Consider the following 23,196-nt stretch of genomic DNA (forward strand, 5'->3'; position numbering starts at 1 on the left):
GGGGTCAGACCTTGCCGCGCCGCGCTTCGAGCTGGGCGCGGATGCTCTTCATCCGCTCCTCGGTCAGCTCGAAATTCAACAGCGCGATCAAGGCCAGCACCAGCCCGATGACCGGAATGCCGGAGAGCAGAAGCCGCATCATCGTCAGCGCATGCTCGCTCTGCACCGGCAGTTTGGCGTCGAAGCCGGTGAACTCGAGGATCCAGCCCGAGGCGCCCACGCCCAGGGCGATGCCGAGCTTGGAGATCCAGCTCTGGCAGGCGGCGAACGAACCCTCGCGGCGGCGACCGGTTTCGAGTTCGTCGTAGTCCACCACGTCGGCCACGGTCGAGCCGTACAGAATCCAGAAGCCGGCGCCCGTAAAGGCCACGAAGCCGCATGCGAACAGTTGGAGGTACGGGCGCGCCGGGTCGTACAGCCACCAGTCGCCGATGAAGGCGCAGATCGCCAGCGACAGCACCGTGATCAAGGCCGTGCGCTTGCCTTTTCGCTTGGCCAGCATCGTGAAGAACGGAATGCCGAGGAAGCCGAATCCCATGCCGGCCAGCCCCATGGCAGTATTCCATTTCGTGGCCAGCACCACGTCACCCTGGCAGACGTAGTAGACGGTGGCGTAATAGCCCAGCGCCGCCACCATGGCCGTGCCCATGCCATAAGCCAGCATCATGCCGAGGATGTGGCGGAAGGGCTTGCAGCGCAGCGTGCGGCCCAGCGTGTCGGCAAAGGGGATTCGTTCGGTCGAGCGGGCGACCACGGTCTCGTAATAGCGCTCGCGCACGGAGAAGAAGATCACGATGGCCACCGTCACCATGATGGCGCCGAGGATGGCGCAATAGGTCTGCGCGCCGCGCAGGATGTCGGGCTTGCCATCGGCATCGTGAAAGATCGCCAGCGTCGTGAACTGGGCGGCAAAGAACATCGCCAGCTCCGGCCCTTTCTGGATCGCGTTCTTGATCGACATGACGCTGGTGCGCTCGTGATAGTCGGGCGTCATCTCCGAGCCGAGGCTGGACCAGGGCATGTTGAAGCAGCTCATCACCGGCACGTAGATGGCCGTCGAAATGATCATGAAGATGAAGTACTCGGTGTCGGTCCAGCCGCGCCCGACTGCAAACATCAATGGCAGGCCGACGCCTGCCAGCACACCGCCCACGAGGATGAAAGGCCGGCGGCGGCCAAAGCGCGTGCGCGTGTTGTCGGACACCCAGCCAAACAGCGCATCCGACGCGGCGTCGATGAAGATCTTGATCATCTGCGCCGTCGAGATCAGGCCCGGCGCCATGCCCAGGAAGATGTTGTAGACCTGGAATGCCAGCGTCGGGTAGAGCCAGTGGCCCCACATGTCGATGATGGAGCCCAGGCCATAGCCCAGCTTCTGCTTCAGCGGCACGCGGTCGGAGATCGGCGCAGCCAGTACAGGTGCGCTCGTCGCGGAACTGGCGTTCATTGGAAGGCTGGACATGAGTGGCTGAGCTCTCAGGTGATGATCAAGGGCTGCTGGCGTGGCACCGACAGCGTGGCGCCCGGCACGATCTGGGTCGGCAGGATGATGGTGTTGGGCAGGCGGTAGGCCGCATCGCGGTGCTTGGCATCGATGCGCGCCATCAATTGCTCCACCGCGCGATTGCCCAGCTCGCGCAAGGGTTGGCGCACCGTGGCCAGATGGGCCGAGCGGGCGAGCAGGGTGTCGTCGAAGCCGACCAGCGATATTTCAGCCGGCACGCGCCAGCCGCGTGCAGTGAGCGTCTCCAGGCCGCCGAGCGCAATCGCGTCGCTCGCAGCGAAGATGACATCGGGCAGCGCCTTGCCTTGCTGCGACTGCAGCCATTCCTCAAGCGAACGCCGACCCGACTCGGCACTGAAGTCGCCATGCTTCACATGCTGGGCCGGCGGCTTCAGGCCCGCCTCCGCGTAGGCACGGCGATAGCCGGCAATGCGCCGCTGCGCACCGACCGACTCCGCCGGGCCGGCCAGATGCAGAATGCGCCGGTGGCCCAGGCTCAGCAGGTGGCTGACCATGGCAAAGGCGCCTGCCTCTTCGTCGGACTCCAGATTCAGCACGCCCGCCAGTTCGCTGTTGGCATGGATGGCCACCAGCGGCGTGTGCTCGGGCAGCTCGGCCGCCGCCTCAGGCTTCAGCCAGGGGGCGAGCAGGATCAGGCCATCGATGCGGCCATCGCAGATCGAGGGGATGCGTTGCGCGCCTTCTTGCCAGTCGCTCAGCGCGAACACGGTGGTGTTCTGGCCCGCAGCCGCGGCGGCCTCGAGCACGCCGTTGAAGACTTCCAGAAAATACTGGTTCAGCTCGCTGCCCGAGAGCGTGGTGGCCACGCCAATCGTGTTCATGCGCCGGTCCGCCAGCGCGCGCGCGGTGGCATTGGGCCGGTAGCGCAGCTTCTCCGCCGCGGCCACGATGCGCGAGCGCGTTTCCTCGGCAATGCGCGAAGAGGTCCTGGCTCCATTCAGCACGGCCGAGGCCGCCATGGCCGAGACACCGGCCTCGCGGCCGACGTCGGCCAGCGTGGCCGCATGGCGCACCTTGGCGGCTCTCGGTGGTTTGGCGGCAGTGCTCACGGGTGGACCTTCAAAGAATCTGGCGCTGCCGGATCACGTCGGCGTAGTAGCGGGCCGAGAGTTTCGGTGTGCGCACCTGGGTTTCGTAATTGCAGTGCACGATACCGAAACGGCGCTGGTAGCCGTCTTCCCATTCATAGTTGTCGATGAAGGACCACAGAAAGTAGCCGTCGATAGGCACGCCATCGGCAATCGCGCGATGAATCTCGCGCAGATGGTTGCGCAGGAAATCGCGCCGGTGCAGGTCGATGATTTCACCGCCGACCAGGGGCTCGTCGTTGTAGCCGCAGCCGTTCTCGGTGATGTAGATCGACCGATGGCCATAGAGCTCCTGGCACATGCGCGGCGCCCAGTAGATTGCCTGCGGCACCAGGTTCAGCCAGGGGCTGTCGGCGCGGGGATAGTTGGGCGGCAGGCCCAAGGCCTCATAAGGCTTGCCGTCCCTGCCGGCGCGCACATAGGTGGCGGTGTAGATGTTGAGGCCGTGGAAATCTGTCGGCAGGCTGATCAGGTCGAAGTCGCCGGGCAGCACCTGCGGTGCATCACTGCCCACGCGATCCAGGTAGGCCTGCACATAGCCCTTGGCGTGAATCGCACCGAGGATGTGCTGGTTCTTCTCGACGAACCAGGCCTTGGCGGCGGCAATGTCTTGCGACGTCTCGGTCACGGGCACCGACACATCGCAGTTGTCGGTCAGCCCCACGCGCGCACCCGCGCCGCCGTACTGGCGCACGGCACGCACGCCGTGGCCGTGGCAGATCAGCGCGTGATGGATGGTCTGGTTGACCACCGCTTCGCTTTCGCGCCGGCCCGGTGCCTTGCTGCCGGCGCCATAGGCCAGCCAGGTGAAGCAGCGGATCTCGTTGAGCGTGATCCAGTGCTTGACCACGCCGCCAAAGGCCTGCACCACGGTGTCGGCATAGCGGGCAAAGGCGGCCACCGTTTCGCGCGAGGTCCAGCCGCCGCGGTCTTCCAGCGCCTGCGGCAGGTCCCAATGGAACATCGTGACCCAGGGCGTGATGCCATGGCGCACCATGCTGGCAAACAGGCGGTGATAGAAGTCCAGGCCGGCCTGGTTCAGCGCGCCATCGCCTTGCGGATAGATGCGCGGCCAGGAGATCGAGAGCCGGTAGCTCTTGATGCCGAGCGAGGCCATCAGGGCAAAGTCTTCATCGAAGCGGTGGTAGTGGTCGCAGGCAACATCCAGCGTGTCGTCGTCGTGCACCTTGCCGGGCACTCGGGCAAAGCGGTCCCAGATGGACTCGCCCTTGCCGTCTTCAAAGGCCGCGCCCTCGATCTGTGCTGCTGCGGCGGCCGCGCCGAACAGGAAGGAATCGGGGAAAGGGCTGGAGTAGGTGATCGTGCTCATGGAAGGGTTCAGGGTTTCAGAGGCGGCAGCGCCAGCAGCTTGTCCAGGGTCGGCTGCATGCTGATGGCCCAAAGGCGGTAGCCCTTCTCGCTCAGGTGCAGCCAGTCGGGCATGACGTCGGCCGACAGCGTGCCGTCCGCATTCATCAGCGCTTTCTCGATGTTCAGGAAATGCACCTTGTCGCCATCGGCAAAGCCGGCGATCAGCGCGTTAATGCCGTTGTTGATTGCCCGCAGCGCACCGTCAGCCTTCTCGTCACGCGGGAAGACGGCGAGCAAGAGCACGCGGGTGTTCGGCAGCCGTTGACGCAGCTCGCCGATGATCTTTCGGATGCCGGCGGCCGTGGTGCGAGGGTCTTCCTGGCGGTCGCCGGTGTTGTTGGTGCCTATCATCAAGACCGCCACTTTGGGATCCAGGCCGTCGAGCTCGCCATGCTGCAAGCGCCACAGGACGTTCTCGGTCTTGTCGCCGCCAAAGCCCAGGTCCACCGCGTTGTAGCGCTTGAAATACTCGTTCCAGACTGGCAGGCCCACGTCTTCCCACCCTTGCGTGATCGAGTCACCGACGAAGACCAGTTCGCTGCGTTCGCCAGCGGCCTTGCGCCTGGCGTTCTCCGCCAGCTTCTGCTCGTGACGGGGCAGCCACCAGTCGACCGACCACACCTGGTTCAAGGTCTCCGGCGTGACCGACTGCGTACGGTAGTCCGGGCAATCCATGGTCGGTTTTCCTTCCTTCTTGAAACGTACATTGCGCACGGCGGCTTCCCCGGTGCCGCTGGACTCCAGCGAGAAGGGCTGGGTCACTGCGCCGAAGTTGTCGCCCTCGCGCGCAAAGCAGCTCAGGGCAAGTGAAACTCGCTGCCAGCCCTTGCCGGCCCAGGTGCGCGAGGGCAAGACCTTGTTGAGCTTGCGCGTGCAGTTCTCGCCGCAGCTCATCGAGAAGTTCAGGCCGCCCTTGGCCATGTCGACCACGTTCAGCTCCAGCTCCAGCGTGCCGCGCGGCAGGTAGTCGCGCAGGTCCAGCGGCTTGCCGCCTTCGATGCGCACGGCGGCGAACCAGGACTGCTTCCAGTGCATCGTCAAGGCGTCGCCGCTCAGGCGGGCGCCAACCTCGCTGGCCGGCACGCGGGCCAGCGCAGGCTTGGGTACCAGGGCGGCGTTGCCCGTCAATTCACTGCTGCCTTCAAAGTCGGCCACGGTGATATGCCATCCGGCACGCGGCTTCCCGGCAAAGATTGGCAACTCGCTGACTTGAAGTTCGGTGGTGAGCTGCAGACGCTGGCCGGGCTTGAGCTTCAGGTCGATCACCTTGTCTTGGTAGCGCAGCCTGCCACCGCCCGCTCCCGCCACCGAGCGCACCGTCGCGGACTGCAGCAGGCCGGCGCGCCAGCTCATGTCCACCTCGAAACCGCCTCGCGCCCGCAAGCCCTTGACCGAACCATCGGGCCAGGCCGTTGGCAGGGCCGGCAGCAGATGAATCTCGCCCTCGTGCGACTGCACCAGCATCTCGGCCAGCGCCGCCGTGGCGCCGAAGTTGCCATCGATCTGGAACGGCGGATGGGCGTCGAACAGGTTCGGATACGTGCCGCCGGCGTTGTTCGATTCGGTGCCGGTGCTTGATTGCTGCGCAGCGACGGGCCGCCCCGAGCAAGCAGCGGTCCCCTCGGGGGACAGCAGGTCGCAAGGCGACCGGCCAGGGGTCAACATTTCGGCTGCCCGAGCGCCGGGCTGGGCGAGCAGACCGCGCAGCATGCGGTAGGCGTGATCGCCATCTTGCAGGCGCGCCCAGAAAGCCATCTTCCAGGCCATGGACCAGCCGGTGCCGGCGTCACCCCGCGCCTCCAGTGTCTTGCGTGCGGCAGCGGCCAGCGACGGTGTTCGCAGGAGCGAAATCTGCCGGCCCGGGAACAGCGCGAACAGATGCGAGACATGGCGGTGCGTGTCCTTCGGCGTGTCGAGCACCGGGTCATCGGTCTTCTCGTTCAGCCATTCCAGCAGTTGGCCCCAGCGGCCGACACGCGGCGCGGCCAGGCGGTCACGCAGGCTGGCGATCTGCTGTCGGAATTCCTTGTCGGCGCCCAGCACACCGGCCGCTTCCACCGTGTTGTGGAACAGGTCCCAGAGGATCTGCTGGTCGTAGCTGATGCCGTCTTCCACCGGCCCATGCTCGGGCGACCAACCTTGCGGCGCGACCAGCCTTCCATCAGGCAAGGCCTTCAGGCTGTCTTGCCAGAACAGGCAGACTTCCTTCATCAGCGGATAGGCCACGCGGCGCAGGAACTCGCGGTCCTGCGTGAATGCGTACTGTTCCCAGAAATGCTGGGCATACCAGGCGTTGCCGGTCTTGTTCCAGAGGTAGCCCAGGGCGCCGAAGGGGTTGCTCTCGGTGCGCACCGCCCAGCCGCGCACCGGCTTGCCGTCGGCGCGCAGGAAGGTCTCGGCCGGTGGCTGGAACGTCTCGCCCCAGGGCACGATCTCTGGCGGCAGCCTGCCCGGATCCCTTGCCGCCAAGGCGGCCCGATCCGCAACAACCTGGCGATACACCGGCACCTGGCTCTGCACGAACTTCAGGAGCGGCTGCGCCAGCTCCGAAAGGTTCGCCGGGCCTGCCGGCCAGTAGTTCATCTGGAGGTTGATGTTGGTGTGATAGTCCGAGTTCCAGGGCGGCGTCTTGCTGTTGTTCCACAGGCCCTGCAGATTGGCCGGCAAGGAGTCGCGCGAGCTGGAAATCAGCAGGTAGCGGCCGAACTGGAAGTGCAAGGCTTCGAGTTCCGGGTCCTCGCCCTTGACGGTATAGGCGGCGATGCGCGCATCGGTGCTCAGCGCGCGGCGAGAGGCGGCGCTGCTGCCGAGGTCGATGGCAACGCGGCCGAACAGCTGGCCGAAGTCCCGTTCATGCTCGGCCTTCAGCTGCTTCCAGTTCCTCTTTGCGGCAGCAGCTAGCTGAGCCGCCACACGTGCTGTCGGATCAGCGCCGCGGAAGCTTCGTGCCGCCTCCGCCAGGTAGCTGGTGCCCGCGGCCAGGATCACGGTCAGCGAATCGCAGTTCCTGAAGGCCAGCTTGTCGCCGTCGGCACTCACCGTGCCGCCTTCGCATTGCGCTTGCAGCTGGCTGGCGTACTGCATCAAGGGCAGCGAACCCCTGGCTTGAAGACCGTTCGCGGTCGCCTTGATCCGGGCGTCATGCATGTCCGTCAACCGGATCACGCCGCTGTGCTGGCCCCTGACATCGGCCGTGAAGCGCAGAACGATGACCTGGGCCGGATGGCTGGCGATGGCCTCACGCTGGAAGTGCACACCGCCGAGCGTGTAGCCAACGAGGTGCCGAGCGCGATCGATCTCCAGTTCACGGCGGTAGTCCGTGACCGCGCCCTCGTGACCCTGCAGCTCGACGAGCACATCACCAAAGGGCTGATAGGCACCCATGGTCTGCGCATCGCCCGTCCACAGCGTGATGTCGTTGAACTGCAGATGCTCGCGCGCCGGCTGGCCGAACAGCATGCCGCCGATGCGGCCGTTGCCGATGGGCAAGGCCTCCTGCTCCCAGCCCCTGGCGGTTTCGGCCGCCGGCTTGTCGTAGCGCAGGCTCAGCGCCGCGGCTGAGATCGGCCCGGCAAGCAACAGCAGGAGGACGGCCAGGCATCTCATCGCGGCCGGCCCATGATCACGCCCCGCCCATGCGGCGCCAGGTACAGCGTGCCATGCTCGATCGGGTCGGCCGTCATCGACAACAGGCGGCCGTAGCGGTGCGCATCGTCATTGATGCGCAGGAAGCTCGCACCACCGTCGTCCGAGCGGAACAGGCCTTCGCTGACGGTCGAAGCCACCACCACCCGGCCCCAGACATAGAGGCTGTGATAGCCACCCTCGGTCGCCGACTTGCCCAGGGCAATCATCCATGGTTCGACCACCGCCTTGAGCGTTCTCGCCGGCTTGTCGACGCCGGCGAAATGCACCAGTTGATCGGGCAAGGCCAGCCACAGATCACGCAGCGCGCCAGGCGCGCAGATCAGCTGCGAAGACTGCCAATGCTCCACCTTGGGCAGACCGGTGATGGCCGGCGCGAAGTTCTGCCCGCCGTCCACGCTGACCAGGATCTGGCCCGCGCCACGGTCGTGCACATAGAACACGCCTTCGACCGTGCGGTCGGCCACCGGCAGCAGCGGCACATCGCGCGCGGCCGGCCAGCCATTCGCCAGCTGCCAGCTCTTGCCGCGATCGCGCGAGCATAGGGCTGCCTGCTTCTCGGGCACCCAGAGGAAGAAGCCGCCCTTGGCCGAGACGGCGACATGGCCGGTCGATGCGCTGTGGCCCTGCGCGTTCTTCGCCATGCGGGGCGACGCGCCAAAAGGCCGCCAGCTCGCGCCGCCATCGAGTGAGCAATAGCCGCCGCTGGGCGCGCCGTCGGACGTGCGAGCGAGGATGCGCGGCTCCAGTTGCGCGAAGTCCACCGAGCGGTTGGTTTCCGAACTCGGTGCAAACAGACCGGCGCCGGGTGTCTTGCCCACATCGTCCCAGGCCGCACCGGACACATCGCCCATCGCGCCCAGCAAGGTCACGCCGCCCGAGGGGCTCCTGATCTCCAGCGTCGCTGTTTCTTCCAGATTGGCGACGGTGAAGTCCCACTTGATCGTGCTTTCGCCCAGTCCCTGCGTCATCCACAAGCCGAAGCCCGTGCCGTAGAGCGCGCGCTGGCCGTTGAAAGGGTCGAGCTTCAGGTCCGAGATCCAATGGCCCATGCGGTCTTCACCGCGCGTGTAGTTGGCGAGCCAGGGGTAGGGCTTGCTGTCGTGCCTGGAGCGCTTGCTCAGCGGCGTCCAGCTCGCGCCATCGTTGGTCGAGAGAAAGACTTCGTCGCCCTCGCTCCAGCGCTCCATGGTCGAGGCGATCAGGCGGCCGGCTTGCCTGGCGTCCACATCCAGCCCCGAGTAGCCGAAGCCGCCTGCCCGAACGGGCGTGATGTCGCTCCAGCGGCCGCTGCGGTCCCGCTTCCAGACGCCACCGGACTTGGCATTGCCCGGGTTGCTGGCGAGGGCCTCCGGTCCCATGGCAAAGGTGACATAGAGCGTGCCATCCGGCCCGAACACGGCGCGCTGCGGCACCTGCTCGGGCGCACCGGCCTCGCGCTTGAAGCTCGCGCCGCCGTCGTTGGAAGCATAGAGGCCAGGCTTGTCGTGGCTGCCAGCGTAGACGGTCTGGCAGCCCTTGACGGGCGTGCCGCTGGCTGCGTCGAACAGCAGCAGCGAGAACATGCTTGACGGCCAGGTCCAGCTTGCTGAAGGTGCGGCCGCGGTCCTCGCTTTTCAGCAAGCCATCCTGCGACGTGCCCAGCAGCAGCACATCGCCGCGCTGCGGATCGACCTGCAGCCGCTCGCCGGTGCCTCGGCCGGGTTCATTGCCGCCGAGCTTGATGCCCAGCTCATGCACGCGCCAGCTGGCGCCCCGGTCGTCCGAGACCAGCAGCGCGCCATCGCGCGCCCAGCTGCCGAGGTAGAGACCGCAAGCCAGGTAGAGCCGCTCGGGCGCATTCGGATCAAGCGCCAGGCTCAAGACGCCCATCAGGTCAGCATCGGCCTTGGAGAGATGGTCCAGGAGCGGCAGCCAGGACTGGCTGGCAGCATCGAAACGGTAGGCGCCACCGATGTCGGTGCGCGCATAGAGCAGGCCCGGCTCGCGCGGATGGAACACGAAGCCGTCGACGAAGCCGCCGCCGCCGAAAGGAACGCTCTTCCAGGCATATGAACTCGCGATGGGCTGTGCTTGCGCGCTCACCCCCGAGCCCAGCAAGAGCCCCATTCCCGCGCCCTGCACGAACTGACGACGCTGCAGGCCCATGCTCAGTACCGCCCCATCTTGACCTTGAGGATCACCGGGCGCGCCGTCAGGTTCAAGCCCCAATCGACCTGGTCGCCATTCCAGCGGCGCTCCATCACCCAGCGGCCGGTAGCGTCGAAGCGGCCTTCTTCGGCGCTGGCAATCATGGAGCCCAGCTTGCCTTGCAGCGCCGTCGGCTCGATGCGCACGCGCGCATGCTGGCCAATGATGACGAACTCGTCGTCAGCGATCTGCGCAATCGCCACGCCTCCGAGCAGTTGCCCGGCCTGCGGCGGCGCTTCCTTGGCGTTGGAAGGCCATTCCTTTTCACCGAACTGCCATTGGCCGAAGCTGATGTTGGCCTTCCAGCCCTTCATTGCAATGCTCTGATCACCGTGGTCTTCGCCTTCCACCGCGCCGTGCGTGCGGCCTTCAAGAGCCCAGCGGGCCCATTGGCGCTGCACATTGCCGAAAGCCGCATAGATGGGCGCGAAGGGCGCGAGCATGCGCGCGTCGGTCAGCTTGGCGCCGAGCGGATAGTTGCTGTAGTCCGAGTCCTCGACACCAAAGGGCGCCACGCCAATCGCGCCGCGGCCAAGAATGCCGTACAAGTAGCGCGCATAGGGTGCCGCATTGCTGATCTCGGGCACGAAGAGTGCGTTGTCGCGGCGCTGGAAGTTGTTCAGCGTGGCGGCGAACTGCCTGGCGTCCGGGTTGTAGATGTCGGGCGCGACGATATCGATGTCCGGTGCCGCTGCCTTGTAGATGTCGATCACGTCGTAGTTCGGGCCGCCGGCGGCGAAGTCGCTGTTCCACGGCTTGATCGGCGCCACCTGGTCGCGCAGGGCGTTGTTGACAAACAGCGGCAGGTCGTAGGCGGCGCGGCCGGCCTTGGCGATCTCGCCGATATAGCGTGCCATGGCCCAGGCGTGGAAATACTCGTCGGCATAGTCGCCATAGACCGCGCGCCAGTTACCCGAGGCTGCGCCCGGCACCGGCGCCTTCTTGCGCGCCAGCACGGCAGTAGGCACATCCTGCTCGAAGGCGGCCTGCGCCTTGGCGCCGAAATCACGCACCAGGCCCCAGGTGCCGACTTCATTCTCGACCTGAACCATGATGACAGTGTGCCGGTCCTGGTCGATCTTCTTCAGGTGCGTCATCAAGGCGACGAAGGCGCGCTTATCCGCCTTCAGCGTTTCATCGCCCAGCGGAGAGAGGCAGTAGCTGGTCTTGCCGTCCGGACCCACCATGCGCGGGAAGCGCTGGTTGTTGAACTTGACCCAGGCCGGCACGTACTGCGGGCTGGTGTTCTTCCAGGTCGCAAACCACAGCAGCACCAGGCGCACCTGGTTCTGCCGCGCCTCGGCCACCAAGATATCGACGAAGCTGAAGTCGAACTTGCCTTCGACCGGCTCCACCTGCTCCCAGGCCACCGGAACTTCCACCGTGTTGGCCTGCATGGCCTTCACGGCCGGCCAAACCTTCTTCAAGGCCGCCGGATAGTTGCTCGAGTTGTGGACCTGCGCGCCAAGCATCAGGAAGGGCGCGCCGTCCACCATCAAAGCATGGCGGCCGTCTCGCTCGACCAGGCGCGGTGCTTCTGCCGCACGCGCGGGCTGCAGTGCAAGCAACGCGGCCAGGGCGGCGACGAGGAAGGAATGTTTCTTCATCAGGAGTGTTGAATGGGCCCGGCAGCGTGGCACGCCGCCGGGCCGTTGCCACCGATCAGAACGTGTAGCTGGCCTGCATCACATAACGCCGGCCCGTGTAGTTGACACCGCGCGTCATCATGCCGATCTGCTGCTGCATCAACTGCCTGGCCAGCGCATTGTTCAGGTTCTGCCCTTCCAGGCTGACGCTGAACTTGTCGGTGACGCGGTAGGTCACGCCACCATCCACCTGGCCGTAGGAGTCGCTCCAGGTCGGCAAGGCCCAGGCCACGCTGTTGCCATTGGCCAGCTTGCCATCGCCACCGCGCGTGCCGTTGATGTTGATGCCTTGCAGATACTTGGAGCGCCAGCTGTAGGCCAGGCGTGCCGAGAACTGACCCCAGTCGTACAGCAGCGCCAGGTTGTAGGCCTGCTTGGACAGGTTCTGCAGCGGCATGTTGCCGAAGGCCCGGCCGTCGGTATCGCAACCGTTGATGTTGAGGTTCAGGTTGGCTGCACCTCCGTCGGTGCCGGCGCAGAAGGTGCCGGTGACCGGGTTGTAGAGCTTGGTCTTGCTGTCAACAAAGGTGTAGTTGACCTGCACCCCGAGGCCCGACATCCAGCCCGGCAGCATGTCGAGGTAGCGCTGGAACGCAATCTCCACGCCTCGCGCATAGCCCTTGGCACCATTGACCGGCGAGGTGACCGCGAAGTTCTGCAGCTTGCCTGCGGTATCGGGCACCTGGAAGATCGACGACTGGTTGACGATGACGTCGCTCAGTTCCTTGTCGAACAGCGCCACCGTGAAGGAGCCGGTCTTCGAGAAGTACCACTCGCCGGTAAAGTCGATCTGGTTGGACTTGACCGGCTTCAGGAGCGGATTGCCACTGGCCGAGCCGGTCAGGCTGACAGAGTCGATCACCAGTGTGCTGCCTGTCGTGTGCTGGGTCGTGTCCATCGACAGCGTCGTGTAGGCCTGCATCTGCGAGAAGTCAGGCCGCGCCACGGCCTTGGCCGCCGCCACGCGGAACTGCAGCTCCGGGCTGACCTTGTAGCGCAGGTTCAGGCTGGGCAGCACATCGGTATAGACCTGGGCTGCCTCCATGGGCTTCCTGAAGCTGGCGATCAAAGGCAAGCCGGTTCCGCCAAAGACCTGGCCCGGCTGCAACACCGGCGCATTGCTGGTGAACACCGTGTAGCCATTGGCCTTCATGTCGGTGCGGACGACGCGCACGCCGACGTTGCCATCGACCGGCATGTGCATCGACTCGAGATCGAAGCGCAATTGCGAATAGGCAGCCTGGGTGCGCTCATGCTGCTCGTTGCTGCCCGAGGGGTCGGTGCCAAAGGTGGACGGCTGCCAGGTGGCGCAACCGCTGCTCCAGCCTTGCGCAGCAGCCTGCTCGGCGCAGAGCACGTCGTGGTACTTCTGCAGCTTGGCGTAGGTTTCCGGGAATCCTTGCGCCAGCGAGACGTCAGGCACATAGATGCCGGGCACGCTTTGGCCGCCGAAGAAGTTCTTGAACTCATGCAGACGGGTCGGCGCATTGAAGCGCGGGTCGTTAAGGCGGGCCAGGCCGCTGATGTCCCAGCCCTGCTGCCAGGTCTGCGTGATGCCGGCCCAGTGGTAGCCGCCCGGTGTCTGCACGGTGGTCGCGTCGCGGTCGCTCAGGCGCAGGCCGAACTGCAGGTCCTGCATCACCGGATGGTCGATGTTGTACTTCGCGTCCAGGCGCCAGGACTTGGACTCGGCCGTGCTCTTGTCCAGGTGTTCCATGGTGAACGCCCAGTAGTAGTTGGCCTTGTTCTGCAGCGCGGCCAGGTCGGAGGCGTCGAAGACCACGCGCGGCAGCGAGCCGGAGAGGTCCAGCGTTTCCTTGGGCATCTGTAGGCCGGTGGCCACCGTGGAGTCGAAACCGGCGGTCTTGGACTTCACCACTTGCAGGTCGGTGCTGAAGCTCCAGGCATCGCTGGCCTTCCACTTCAGGTTCCAGCCGAGGTCGCGGGTGCGCGAGTCGCGGGTCATGAAGCGGGTGTCGGCACCGAAGTTCACGCCACCATCGGCCGGCGCGGTCAGCGTGCCCTTCAGCAACTGGCCATTGGGGCCGTAGCTGGCACCGCTGCCGATCTGCAGGTTCCAGGGGTTGGACTGCGCGAACAGCGCGTTCTCATCCCACTGCATGCGGTACTTGGATTCGAAGAAGGTCAAGGAGCTGCTGACATCGTTCTTGCGCCACTGCAGGGCGGCGTAGGTGCCGTCGCGCGTGCGGTCGAAGTTCGAGTCGCGCCACTGCGCGCCCTTGGGCACCCAATGCGTGCCGTCCACCTTGTAGTAGGGCTCGACCTGCCAAAGGTCGGTTCGGGTGCTGCTCTTGCTGCGAGCCAGGCTCAGCAGGGCACCGAATTCGCCGGCATCCGTCATCCAGCGGTTGGACACCAGGCCCGAGCCGCTCGGGCTCCACTTCTTCTGCAGCGCGTTGTAGCCGCCGCTGACCGTGATGCCGGCCTTGAAGCCGGGGTGATCGAACGGCAGCGCGGTGCGCAGGTTCACCAGGCCGCCGATGGCGCCCTCGATCTGCACGGCAGAAGGATTCTTGTAGACATCCACCGCAGCCATCAGCTCCGGCGGCACGTCTTCGAAGTTGAGCGCACGGCCACCGTTGGCCGAGAAGGTGTCGCGGCCATTGATCTCGGAGCGCACATAGGACAGGCCGCGGATGTTGACGCCTGAACCTTCCACCGAATAGTGCTCGGGGTCGTTCTTGGCCATCGTGCGGTCAATGGTCACGCCGACCACCCGCTGCAGCACCTCGGTGATCGAGCGGTCAGGCAGCTTGCCGATGTCGTCGGCCACGATGGAGTCGACGATCTCGTCGGCATCCTGTTTGGTCTTCTGCGCCGATTGCAGGGCAGCACGGCGGCCGGTCACGACGACCGACTCGACCTTCTGCACCTTGGGATCGGCCGGCGGCGCGGCGGGCGCGGTTTGCGCTTGCGCCAGGCCGCTGAGCAGCAGGGCTGATTGGGCCGCCGCCAACGAGATGGCAGTTCTATGGAATCTTTTCATGTTTGTCTCCTGTGTTTTATTGGCTCAGGACTTGTCCCTCTTCGGCCAGCTCGCGACGCCTGCAGGGCGGCGCGGCCGGGACTGTGTTTGATTGGCCGATGAACTCAGCGGCTCAACATCGCATCGGGTGCAGCCAGAGGGGCCGGCACCGCATAGAACGGAAATCGGTGAAAGTCATGGGGTCGCGCATCAGGCACCGCAGAAGCGGTTGACCAGGTTCTCGAGGTACTCCTGGCGGCCGGACTGCGGCTGCACATCGGTGTTGGCGGCCAGCACGCGCTCGGCGAGTTGCTCGAGCGAGACGCGGCCGATCAGGATGTCCTGGCCCACCGCCGTGTCCCAGCCGGCATAGCGGGTGTCGACGGCGGCCTTGAGGCGGCCGTCGCTGATCATCTGTTCGGCGATCAGCAGGCCGCGGGCGCAGACGTCCATGCCGCCGATATGGCCGTAGAACAGGTCGACCGCATCGATCGACTGGCGGCGCACCTTGGCGTCGAAGTTCAGGCCGCCGGAGCCGAGGCCGCCCTGCTGGAGGATGTAGTACAGCGCCAGCGCGATCTCGGGCACGTTGTTGGGGAACTGGTCGGTGTCCCAGCCCAGCTGCGGGTCGCCGCGGTTCATGTCGATGCTGCCGAGGATGCCCAGCGCCGAAGCGGTGGCGATCTCATGCTCGAAGCTGTGGCCCGACAGCGTGGCGTGGTTGGCTTCGAGGTTGACCTTGACCTCGTTCTCCAGGCCGTAGCGCTTCAGGAAGCCGTAGACGCTGGCGGTGTCGAAGTCGTACTGGTGCTTGGAGGGCTCGCGCGGCTTGGGTTCCAGCAGGATCGCGCCCTTGAAACCACGCTTGTGCTTGTGCTCCACCACCATGGCGAGGAAGCGGCCGAGCTGGTCCAGCTCCTGGCTCATGCGGGTGTTGAGCAGGGTTTCATAGCCTTCACGGCCACCCCACAGCACGTAGTTCTCGCCGCCGAGCTTGATGGTCGCGTCCAGCGCATCGCGCACCTGCAACGCCGCCATCGCGAACAGCGCCGGATCGGGGTTGGACGCTGCGCCGGACATGAAGCGGCGGTGGCTGAACAGATTGGCCGTGCCCCACAGCAGCTTCACGCCGGTGCGCTGCTGATGCTCACCGAGCACGTCAACCATGCGCGCAAAGTTCTCCTGGCTTTCGCGCGGCGTGGCGCCTTCGGGGGCCACATCGCGGTCGTGGAAGCAGTAGTAGGGAGCCCCGAGCTTTTGGAAGAACTCGAATGCCGCATCGGCCTTCTGCCTGGCCAGTTCAATCGGCGTGGCGCCTTCGAACCAGGGGCGCTGGAAGGTGCCGCTGCCGAAGGGGTCGAGCCCGGTCCAGCAGAAGGTGTGCCAGTAGCAGACGGCGAAGCGCAGGTGGTCTTCCATGCGCTTGCCGAGCACCATGCGGTCCTTGTCGTAATGGCGGAAGGCCAGCGGGCTGGCGCTGTCGAGGCCGCGGTACTGGATGGCCGGTATGTCGTGGAAATAGCTTTTCATTTCGATAGGTCTTGGGTGCTTCGCCGCTCAGGCCACACTGCGCAGAGGTGTCAGCGTCTGGAGCCGGCGATAGATCTCGCGGAAGCGCTGCAGGCGCTCCTGCAAAGGGTTTTCATTGGATGGATTAGGTTGGTAGCGGGCCGCGACCTCGGGCTTGCGGCAAACCGCGGCCGCATCACCGCCGGCGGCCATCCAGCCCAGGCGTGCAGCGCCGAGCGCGCCACCCGCGTCGCTGCCGGCATGAACGACGATCTCGACCTGCAAGACGTCGGCAATCAACTGAGCCCACAGCGCGCTGCGTGCGCCGCCACCCACCAGGGAGAGGCACTGCACTTCGGTGCCCGCCGCTTGCAGTGCGGCCAGGCCGTCGGCAAGAGCGAAGGCCACACCCTCGAGCACCGAGTAGCCGCACAGCGCGCGGTTCGATTCATGGCCCAGGCCATGGAACACCCCTGTCGCGAATGGGTTGTTGTGAGGCGTGCGTTCGCCGGCCAGGTAGGGCAGGAAGATCGGCGCCTGCATCAGCGATGCTTGCGGCAAGGCAGCCACCTCGTCCAGCAGCGCGGCTTCATCGCTGGCGCCGCTGAAGTTCACAAACCATTTCAGGCAGCTCGCCGCCGAGAGCATCACGCTCATCTGATGCCAACGTGCCGGAAGCGCATGGCAGAAGGCGTGCACCGCCGATTGCGGGTTCGGGCGGTAGCGGTCATTGACAACGAAGAGCACGCCCGACGTGCCCAAGGAGATGAAGCCGTCGCCTGGCGCTGTGGCACCGATGCCGATGGCACTCGCTGCGTTGTCTCCCGCACCGCCGGCCACCACAACATCCGGGCCCAGGCCCCAAGCCATGGCGAGCGCCGGCTTCAGAACGCCCGAGGCTTGATTGCTTTCAACGAGGCGCGGCATCTGCGCGCGGCTCAGGCCACAGGCGCCCAGGAGCTCATCGGACCAATCGCGCGCGGCCACATCAAGCCACAGCGTGCCGGCCGCATCCGAAGGTTCCGAGACCTTCTCGCCCGTCAACTGCCAACGCAGCCAATCCTTGGGCAGCAACACGCAATCCACTTGAGCGAACAGCGCCGGCTCATGCTTCTTCACCCACAGGAGCTTGGGCGCCGTGAAGCCGGGCATGGCCAGGTTGCCGGCGATCTCGTGCAGGCGCGGCGTGCTGGCGGTCAGCTCCTCGCATTCGAGATGGCTGCGACCATCGTTCCAGAGGATGGCAGGGCGCAAGACCCGACCCCGTGCGTCCATCAGGACCGCACCATGCATCTGGCCGGAGAGACCGATGGCACGAACCTGCGCCAGCAGCCCGGGAAAGTCTTGGCGCAGCTTCGCCACGGCCTGCTCGGTGGCCCGCCACCAGGCTTGCGGATCCTGCTCGGACCACAGCGGCTGAGGCCGCGACACCGAAAGCGGCGCACCCGCCTGGCCGACGAGGCCTCCGGCCTCGTCGAGCAGCAGCAGCTTGACTTCCGAGGTGCCGAGGTCGATGCCGAGAAACATCAGTTGCTTTCGGACTCGGTCACGCTGCTGTCGGCTTGCGCCTTGCTGCTGGAGCTCGAAGGAATCACCGGCCGGGTCAGGCGGAAGCGCGCCAGGGCGGCCGCGCCCACAGCGACGGCGTCAGCACCGAAGCGCGAGGTCTGCACGACAGGCGGCTCCAGATTGGCGGCCGCCGCGTACTCGTTGAGCGTGCTCAGCGCGGGCGCAAGGAAGGCGTCGCCCAGCTCGACCACCGATCCACCCAGCACGATGCAGGCGGGGTCATAGGCCGTTGCCAGGTTCTGCAGGAGCACGCCGAGATAGGCGCCCGCCTTGTTGACCGCGGCCACCGTGCCCGCCTCCTGATCGCCCAGGCGCTGCTGAATCTCGCCCAGCGATGAAAGCGCAGGCACCGGTGTAGCGGCTTCACCCTGCTGACCCAGCATGGCGCGCAAGCCGATCAAGGCTTCGGCGCAACCACGGCGACCGCAGGAGCACAAGGGGCCGTTGACCTGCAGGACCATGTGGCCCACTTCCCCGGCAAAGCCGCGGCGGCCAGTGAGCAGTCGGTCGCCAACGATCACGCCCGCGCCCACACCCTGGTTGATTGAGACGTAGAGCAGCGGGTCCGTGGTCGGCGAGGGGTTGAACTCCATCTCGCCCAGCGCCGCGACATCTGCTTCGTTCTGCAGCAGCAGCGGCACGCCTTCTAGCGGCGATCCCTGCAGCTTGTCTTTCAGCAGCAGGCCGAATGGCACGTCGCGCCAGCCAAGGTTGGGCGCGAAATGCAGATGGCCGCTTGATTCATCCACGCCGCCCGGCAGGCCGACGCCGATGCCGATGACCTGCTGGTGCGCATCTTCCAACTGCTTGCCAATGCGGATCAATGCATTGCCCAGGCTGTTGATGCAGACCTTGGCCGTGCGACTGGAGCCGTAGCTCGCCACCGTGCGCGCCCTCACCTCGCCTGTCAGCGATGTGGCCACCACGCGAACGGACTCGACGCCAACCTCGGCACCCAGGAGCAGCAGGCGACTCGGGTCAATGAAGAGCGGTGTCGGACGACGGCCCAGATCGCCAGTGGCCACCACCTCGCGCTCAACCAGCCAGCCTTCCGCGATCAGCTCGCGAGTCAGGAGGCTCACGGTCGACTTGGTCAGGCCCACGGCCACGGCCAGGTCGGCACGCGACAGGCCCGGGTTGGCACAGAGATGGCGCACCAGCGCCATGCGGTTGATGACCTTCAGCAGTTGCTGATTGCCTGCGGATTCGGCTTGCATTCTTGTCTCCAGCGTCCGGCTTGTATCCGCCGGAATTTGCTGGCATATTAGTTTGATCGTCGAACGAAATAAAGCAAGTGGAAATACCTAGGCGCCGAAATTGGCAGTGGCGGGATGCTTCTGCCCAGCCAGAACAAAACCGGAGGCAAGGTCATGCAAGACAAGATCAAGGACAGCAAGGCGATCAGGAAGATCGTCATCGTCGGCGGCGGCACCGCCGGCTGGATGAGCGCCGCGCCGCTGGCGCAGTTGCTGCGCCGCGACCCCAGGACCGCCTGCGAGATCACGCTGATCGAGTCACCCGACATCGGCACCATCGGCGTCGGTGAGGCCACGCTGCCGACGATTCGCTTCTACAACCGCGCACTCGGCCTGGATGGCACTGACTTCATCAAGAGGACGCAGGGCACGTTCAAGCTGGGCATCGAGTTCCGCGACTGGGGCCAGGTCGGCCAGCGCTTCTTCCACGGCTTCGGCGACTTCGGGCCGGCCATCGAGAACCGCTCGGCCTATCTTTACTGGCTGCGCTTGCAGCGCGACGGCGGCATGCCGTCGTATGAAGATTGGTCCACGTCCAGCGTGATGGCGCGCCACAACCGCTTCGCACCGCCGCAGGGCGAGCAGCCCTCGCCCGCCAGCTCCTATTCCTACGCCTTCCATTTCGATGCCGGGCTCTACGCCGCCTACCTGCGCGAGTACGCGATGCGGCGCGGCGTCACGCGGATCGAGAACACCATCGTCGACGTGGAGCTGCGGCCCGACAACGGCTTCGTCGCGGCGGTGAAGTTGAAAGACGGCCGCCGCATCGAAGGCGACCTGTTCATCGACTGCTCAGGCTTTCGCGGCCTCTTGATCGAGGGCGCCATGAAGGCCGGCTACGAGGACTGGAGCGAGCACTTGCCCTGCAACTCAGCACTTGCCGTGCCGAGCGCGCGAGCGCCCAAGCTCACGCCCTTCACCACCTCGACCGCCAGGACCAGCGGCTGGCAATGGCGCATTCCCTTGCAGCACCGCACCGGCAATGGCCACGTCTACTGCAATCACTTCATCAGCGACAGCGAGGCCGAGGCGCAATTGCTCGTCGGCCTGGATACGCCAGCGCTTGATCAGCCGCGGCGCCTGCAGTTCACCACCGGGCGGCGGCGGCAATGCTGGGTCAAGAACGTCGTGGCCGTGGGCCTGGCCTCGGGCTTTCTGGAGCCGCTGGAATCGACCAGCATCCAATTGATCATGGACGGCGTGGGACGGCTGATCCAGCTCTTCCCGGACCGCGATTGCTCACCCGCCCTGGCGGCCGAGTTCAACCGCAAGATGGCCTTCCAGTACGAATCGGTACGCGACTTCATCATCCTGCACTACAAGCTGACGAAGCGAACCGATTCCGAGTTCTGGCGCTACTGCTCGGCCATGCCGATACCGGATTCGCTGCGGCACCAGATCGAGCTGTTCCGCTCCTCCGGCCGCGTAGCCATCCTCGACCCGGAAGGTTTCGCTGAGCCCTCCTGGGTTTCCATCTTTCTGGGCCTGGGACTGACGCCCGAGGCGGGCGATCCGCTGGTGGAGCGCATCGACGAAACACAGTTGCGCCAGCATTTCCAGCGCCAGCGCAGCGCAGTGGCGCAGACCGTGGCAGCCATGCCCGATCACGGCGACTACATCGACCGCCATGTGCGCGCCGAGCCAACGGCCGGCCCCCTGTCAATCACGGCACCCCTGTCCGCAACAGCATGAAGGAAGCACCCATGGCCATTCGCAGCTTCGGCATCTACGTCGCCACCGCCCAGCGCGCAGCGCCGGCGCAACCCGCCCTGTACGATGCGCCGCTGCTGGCTGGCCTCTTGCTGACCTGGAGTTCGGTCCGGCGCAGCGACGCACAGCAGACGACCAAAGCCCGGACAACGGCGCTCGGCACGCCTGCCGGTGGCGGGGCTCGCACGAAGGACTGAACGGCGGCCTTGTTCATCCGACACAATCCGCCTCTTCAAATCGAGCGCGGAAGGTGACGCGATGAGCAGCCCCATGAATCGGAGAAGCTTTGCAACTGCCGCAGGCGCGGTGATCGGCGCCAGCCTCGGCTCCTCGAACGCTGCGGCGGCAAGCGCACCGGGCTACAAGGCCCTGGACAAGCTGGATGTGGCCGGCCTGCAGGCCGCGATGACGGCCGGCAAGCTGAGCGCCATGGAGCTGACCCGGCATTGCCTCAAGCGCATCGATGGCCTGAACCAGCGTGGCCCCAAATTGCGCGCGGTGATCGAACTGAACCCGGATGCGCTCGCGCAGGCCCGCGCCATGGATGCCGAGCGGCGTGACAAGAAGGCACCTCGCGTGCGTGGCCCCTTGCACGGCATCCCGGTGCTATTGAAAGACAACATCGCCACCGCCGACAGGATGAGCACCACCGCAGGCTCGCTGGCCTTGGCCGGCCTGCATGCGCAGCGCGATGCGCACATCGTCGAGCGGCTGCGCGCGGCGGGCGCCGTCATTCTCGGCAAGACCAATCTCAGCGAATGGGCAAACATCCGCAGCAACCGCTCCAGCAGCGGCTGGAGCAGCCGCGGAGGCCAGACCCGCAACCCGCATGTGCTGAACCGCAGCCCCAGCGGCTCTAGCTCCGGCTCGGCAGTCGCGGCGGCAGCTCATCTCGCGCCTTTGACCGTGGGCACCGAGACCGATGGCTCGATCTGCTCGCCGGCCCAGGCCTGCGGCGTGGTCGGCTTCAAGCCGACGGTGGGCCTGGTGAGCCGCTCCGGCATCATCCCGATCTCGGCCAGCCAGGACACGGCCGGCCCCATCGTCCGCCATGTGCGCGACGCCGCCCTGCTCCTGCAAGCGATGGCGGGCACTGACCCGACCGACCCGGTCACGCTCACGCAGGCAGCCACGCTGCCCGACTTCACGGCCGGCCTGCAGCGCGAATCCTTGCAAGGCAAGCGCATCGGCGTCATCCGCGCCGCCGTGCCGAACCAGCCGGCCGTGGCGGCGCTGTTCGAGAAGGCGCTGGCCACGCTGCGCGAGCAAGGGGCCGTGCTGATCGACCCGATGGTGATTCCGAACTACGCCGAGGTCCGCCGCGGCGAGTTCACCGTGCTGATCCACGAGCTCAAGGATGGCGTGGCCAAGTACCTGGCCGCCTACCAGAGCGACGCGCCGGTGAAGACGCTGGCCGACGTGATCGCCTGGAACAAGGCCCATGCCGAGCAGGCCATGCCCTTCTTCGCGCAGGAAACCCTGGAGGCCGCAGAAGCAACGCAAGGCATCGAGGCGCCAGCCTATCTGGAAGCGCTGGCCAACTGCCGCCGACTGTCTCGCGCGGAGGGCATCGATGCGATGTTTGCCGAGCACAAGCTCGATGCCATCGTCGGCCCGACCGGCAACATTGCCTGGCCGATCGACCACCTGCTCGGCGACCGTTTCACCGGCGGCGGCTTCGGTTCGATGTTCGCAATTGCCGGCTATCCGCACCTCACCGTGCCCATGGGCATGGTGGGCGGCCTGCCCGTCGGTATCTCGTTTGCTGCGCAAGCCTGGCAGGACGCCCGCGTACTCGCCCTGGGCCATGCCTTCGAGCAAGCCAGCCCGCATCTGCAGGCGCCGCGGTATCTGCAGGAAACCGGCCTAAACTGAAATGTCGAACGAGGCCGCTGCGAGCGCCTCGAACCCGCGCTGCCTCCTGCGATTCGAGGCGCAGACCTAGGCTTGCGATGGCGGCAGCTGCACGGCAACGCCGTACAGCGCCAGCAGGCCCATCACATGGCCGATGGCCACGCCCGGCTCGCCCGATTCGATGCGGCCTATGGTCTGCACATGAACGCCCAGGCGCGCGGCAGCGGCAGCCTGACCCTCGCCTGCCTTCAGGCGCGCCTGCCTGGCGGCCGCCCCGAGCTCGGTGATCAAGCGGAGGGCGTCGTCGCTGATCTCCACGGAAATTCTCTTGCCTTGTGCCATGGCGCGATTCTCGCCTCAGGTGCTGGGGGTCAGGTCTTGCGGCCGGCCGGCTTCAGGGCCCGGCCCTGGCGCTGGCGGTCCAGCGCGCCCGAGGCAGCGGCCTTCAAGAGGCCCTGGAAGGTCGGGCACTGCGCATGGCTGGGCGCCGGGCAGGCGGCTGCGTGGCGCAGGCCGCGGCTCATCGCCCGCAAGTGCCTGATCGTCAGGTCGATCTCATCGGCCTTGGCGGCGAGCAGTTGCCTGTCGATAGTGGGCTGCCCCTTGGGCGAGAGCATGGCGTGCACCTCGTCCAGCGAGAGCCCGGCCGCCTGGCCCAGGGCGATCAGCGCCAACTGGTCGAGCACGGAGGGTGCGAACTGGCGGCGCACGCCCTCCGGCCCCAGCGAGGAAATCAGCCCCCGCTTCTCGTAGTAGCGCAGCGTCGATGCGGGCACGCCCGCGCGCCGGGCGACTTCGGCGATGTCCATGCAGAAACCTCTTGACTTGAAGTTGACTTCAACTTGCA

The 23,196-nt window shown here is 66.1% G+C and carries 16 protein-coding genes; 4 read left to right on the plus strand and 12 right to left on the minus strand.

Annotation, left to right across the window (positions count from 1 at the left end; genetic code table 11):
* Nucleotides 1-4: 4 nt before the first annotated feature.
* Genes ABT392_RS15700 through ABT392_RS15720 form a run of 5 tightly spaced genes read right to left on the minus strand, consistent with a single transcriptional unit; the run spans nucleotide 5 to nucleotide 9,194 of the window.
* A complete protein-coding gene (locus ABT392_RS15700) occupies nucleotides 5-1,462 on the minus strand; it encodes an MFS transporter (protein WP_395385349.1) in 1,458 nt (485 codons plus the stop codon).
* 14 nt (nucleotides 1,463-1,476) lie between these two features.
* Nucleotides 1,477-2,574, minus strand: coding sequence for a LacI family DNA-binding transcriptional regulator (locus ABT392_RS15705; protein ID WP_395385348.1), 1,098 nt, complete (start codon nucleotides 2,572-2,574; stop codon nucleotides 1,477-1,479).
* Between the two features lie 10 nt (nucleotides 2,575-2,584).
* Complete coding sequence (locus tag ABT392_RS15710; RefSeq protein WP_395385347.1) at nucleotides 2,585-3,943, minus strand: GH1 family beta-glucosidase; 1,359 nt, start codon at nucleotides 3,941-3,943, stop codon at nucleotides 2,585-2,587.
* 8 nt (nucleotides 3,944-3,951) lie between these two features.
* A complete protein-coding gene (locus ABT392_RS15715; RefSeq protein WP_395385346.1) occupies nucleotides 3,952-7,590 on the minus strand; it encodes a glycosyl hydrolase family 95 catalytic domain-containing protein in 3,639 nt (1,212 codons plus the stop codon).
* Nucleotides 7,587-9,194 (minus strand): beta propeller repeat protein, encoded by a 1,608-nt coding sequence (locus ABT392_RS15720; RefSeq protein ID WP_464970817.1) that lies wholly within the window; start codon nucleotides 9,192-9,194, stop codon nucleotides 7,587-7,589. The genes ABT392_RS15715 and ABT392_RS15720 overlap by 4 nt, the downstream gene beginning before the upstream one ends.
* On the opposite strand from ABT392_RS15720, the gene ABT392_RS15725 reads away from it, so the two are divergent.
* Nucleotides 9,193-9,684 carry a hypothetical protein gene (locus ABT392_RS15725; RefSeq protein WP_464970818.1) on the plus strand — a complete coding sequence of 164 codons (492 nt, stop codon included), beginning with the start codon at nucleotides 9,193-9,195 and terminating at the stop codon, nucleotides 9,682-9,684. The genes ABT392_RS15720 and ABT392_RS15725 overlap by 2 nt on opposite strands.
* A 95-nt stretch (nucleotides 9,685-9,779) precedes the next feature.
* On the opposite strand, the gene ABT392_RS15730 is transcribed toward ABT392_RS15725, so the two are convergent.
* The 5 genes from ABT392_RS15730 to ABT392_RS15750 form a co-directional block, all read right to left on the minus strand.
* Nucleotides 9,780-11,426, minus strand: coding sequence for a DUF5597 domain-containing protein (locus ABT392_RS15730; protein ID WP_395385344.1), 1,647 nt, complete (start codon nucleotides 11,424-11,426; stop codon nucleotides 9,780-9,782).
* A 55-nt stretch (nucleotides 11,427-11,481) separates the two neighbouring features.
* Nucleotides 11,482-14,472: a TonB-dependent receptor gene (locus ABT392_RS15735; RefSeq protein WP_395385343.1), complete on the minus strand. Its 2,991-nt coding sequence runs from the start codon at nucleotides 14,470-14,472 to the stop codon at nucleotides 11,482-11,484.
* Nucleotides 14,473-14,661: 189 nt separating this feature from the next.
* The gene (gene xylA / locus ABT392_RS15740; protein ID WP_395385341.1) at nucleotides 14,662-15,981 is read right to left on the minus strand and encodes a xylose isomerase; all 1,320 of its coding nucleotides are present in this window, start codon (nucleotides 15,979-15,981) and stop codon (nucleotides 14,662-14,664) included.
* Nucleotides 15,982-16,008: 27 nt separating this feature from the next.
* Complete coding sequence (xylB, locus tag ABT392_RS15745) at nucleotides 16,009-17,487, minus strand: xylulokinase (RefSeq protein WP_395385340.1); 1,479 nt, start codon at nucleotides 17,485-17,487, stop codon at nucleotides 16,009-16,011.
* The gene (locus ABT392_RS15750; RefSeq protein ID WP_395385339.1) at nucleotides 17,487-18,746 is read right to left on the minus strand and encodes an ROK family transcriptional regulator; all 1,260 of its coding nucleotides are present in this window, start codon (nucleotides 18,744-18,746) and stop codon (nucleotides 17,487-17,489) included. Before ABT392_RS15750 ends, xylB begins: the two co-directional genes overlap by 1 nt.
* A gap of 153 nt (nucleotides 18,747-18,899) precedes the next feature.
* On the opposite strand from ABT392_RS15750, the gene ABT392_RS15755 reads away from it, so the two are divergent.
* The 3 genes from ABT392_RS15755 to ABT392_RS15765 all read left to right on the plus strand — a co-directional run bounded on the left by ABT392_RS15755 (nucleotide 18,900) and on the right by ABT392_RS15765 (nucleotide 22,370).
* Complete coding sequence (locus tag ABT392_RS15755) at nucleotides 18,900-20,477, plus strand: tryptophan halogenase family protein (RefSeq protein ID WP_395385338.1); 1,578 nt, start codon at nucleotides 18,900-18,902, stop codon at nucleotides 20,475-20,477.
* Nucleotides 20,474-20,692 carry a hypothetical protein gene (locus ABT392_RS15760; protein WP_395385337.1) on the plus strand — a complete coding sequence of 73 codons (219 nt, stop codon included), beginning with the start codon at nucleotides 20,474-20,476 and terminating at the stop codon, nucleotides 20,690-20,692. The genes ABT392_RS15755 and ABT392_RS15760 overlap by 4 nt, the downstream gene beginning before the upstream one ends.
* Before the next feature lie 73 nt (nucleotides 20,693-20,765).
* Complete coding sequence (locus tag ABT392_RS15765) at nucleotides 20,766-22,370, plus strand: amidase (protein WP_395385336.1); 1,605 nt, start codon at nucleotides 20,766-20,768, stop codon at nucleotides 22,368-22,370.
* A 66-nt stretch (nucleotides 22,371-22,436) separates the two neighbouring features.
* Here the strand turns inward: ABT392_RS15765 and ABT392_RS15770 are convergent, their stop codons facing one another.
* Both ABT392_RS15770 and ABT392_RS15775 read right to left on the minus strand, forming a co-directional pair.
* Nucleotides 22,437-22,691, minus strand: a complete 255-nt coding sequence (locus ABT392_RS15770; RefSeq protein ID WP_334278302.1) for a helix-turn-helix transcriptional regulator — start codon at nucleotides 22,689-22,691, stop codon at nucleotides 22,437-22,439.
* Between the two features lie 29 nt (nucleotides 22,692-22,720).
* Entirely contained in the window at nucleotides 22,721-23,158 is a 438-nt protein-coding gene (locus ABT392_RS15775; protein ID WP_334278303.1) for a helix-turn-helix domain-containing protein, read from the minus strand.
* Between the last annotated feature and the right edge of the window lie 38 nt (nucleotides 23,159-23,196).

The organism is Paucibacter sp. JuS9 (genome assembly GCF_044043925.2).
In the GTDB taxonomy this organism is placed as follows: domain Bacteria; phylum Pseudomonadota; class Gammaproteobacteria; order Burkholderiales; family Burkholderiaceae_C; genus JAUASW01.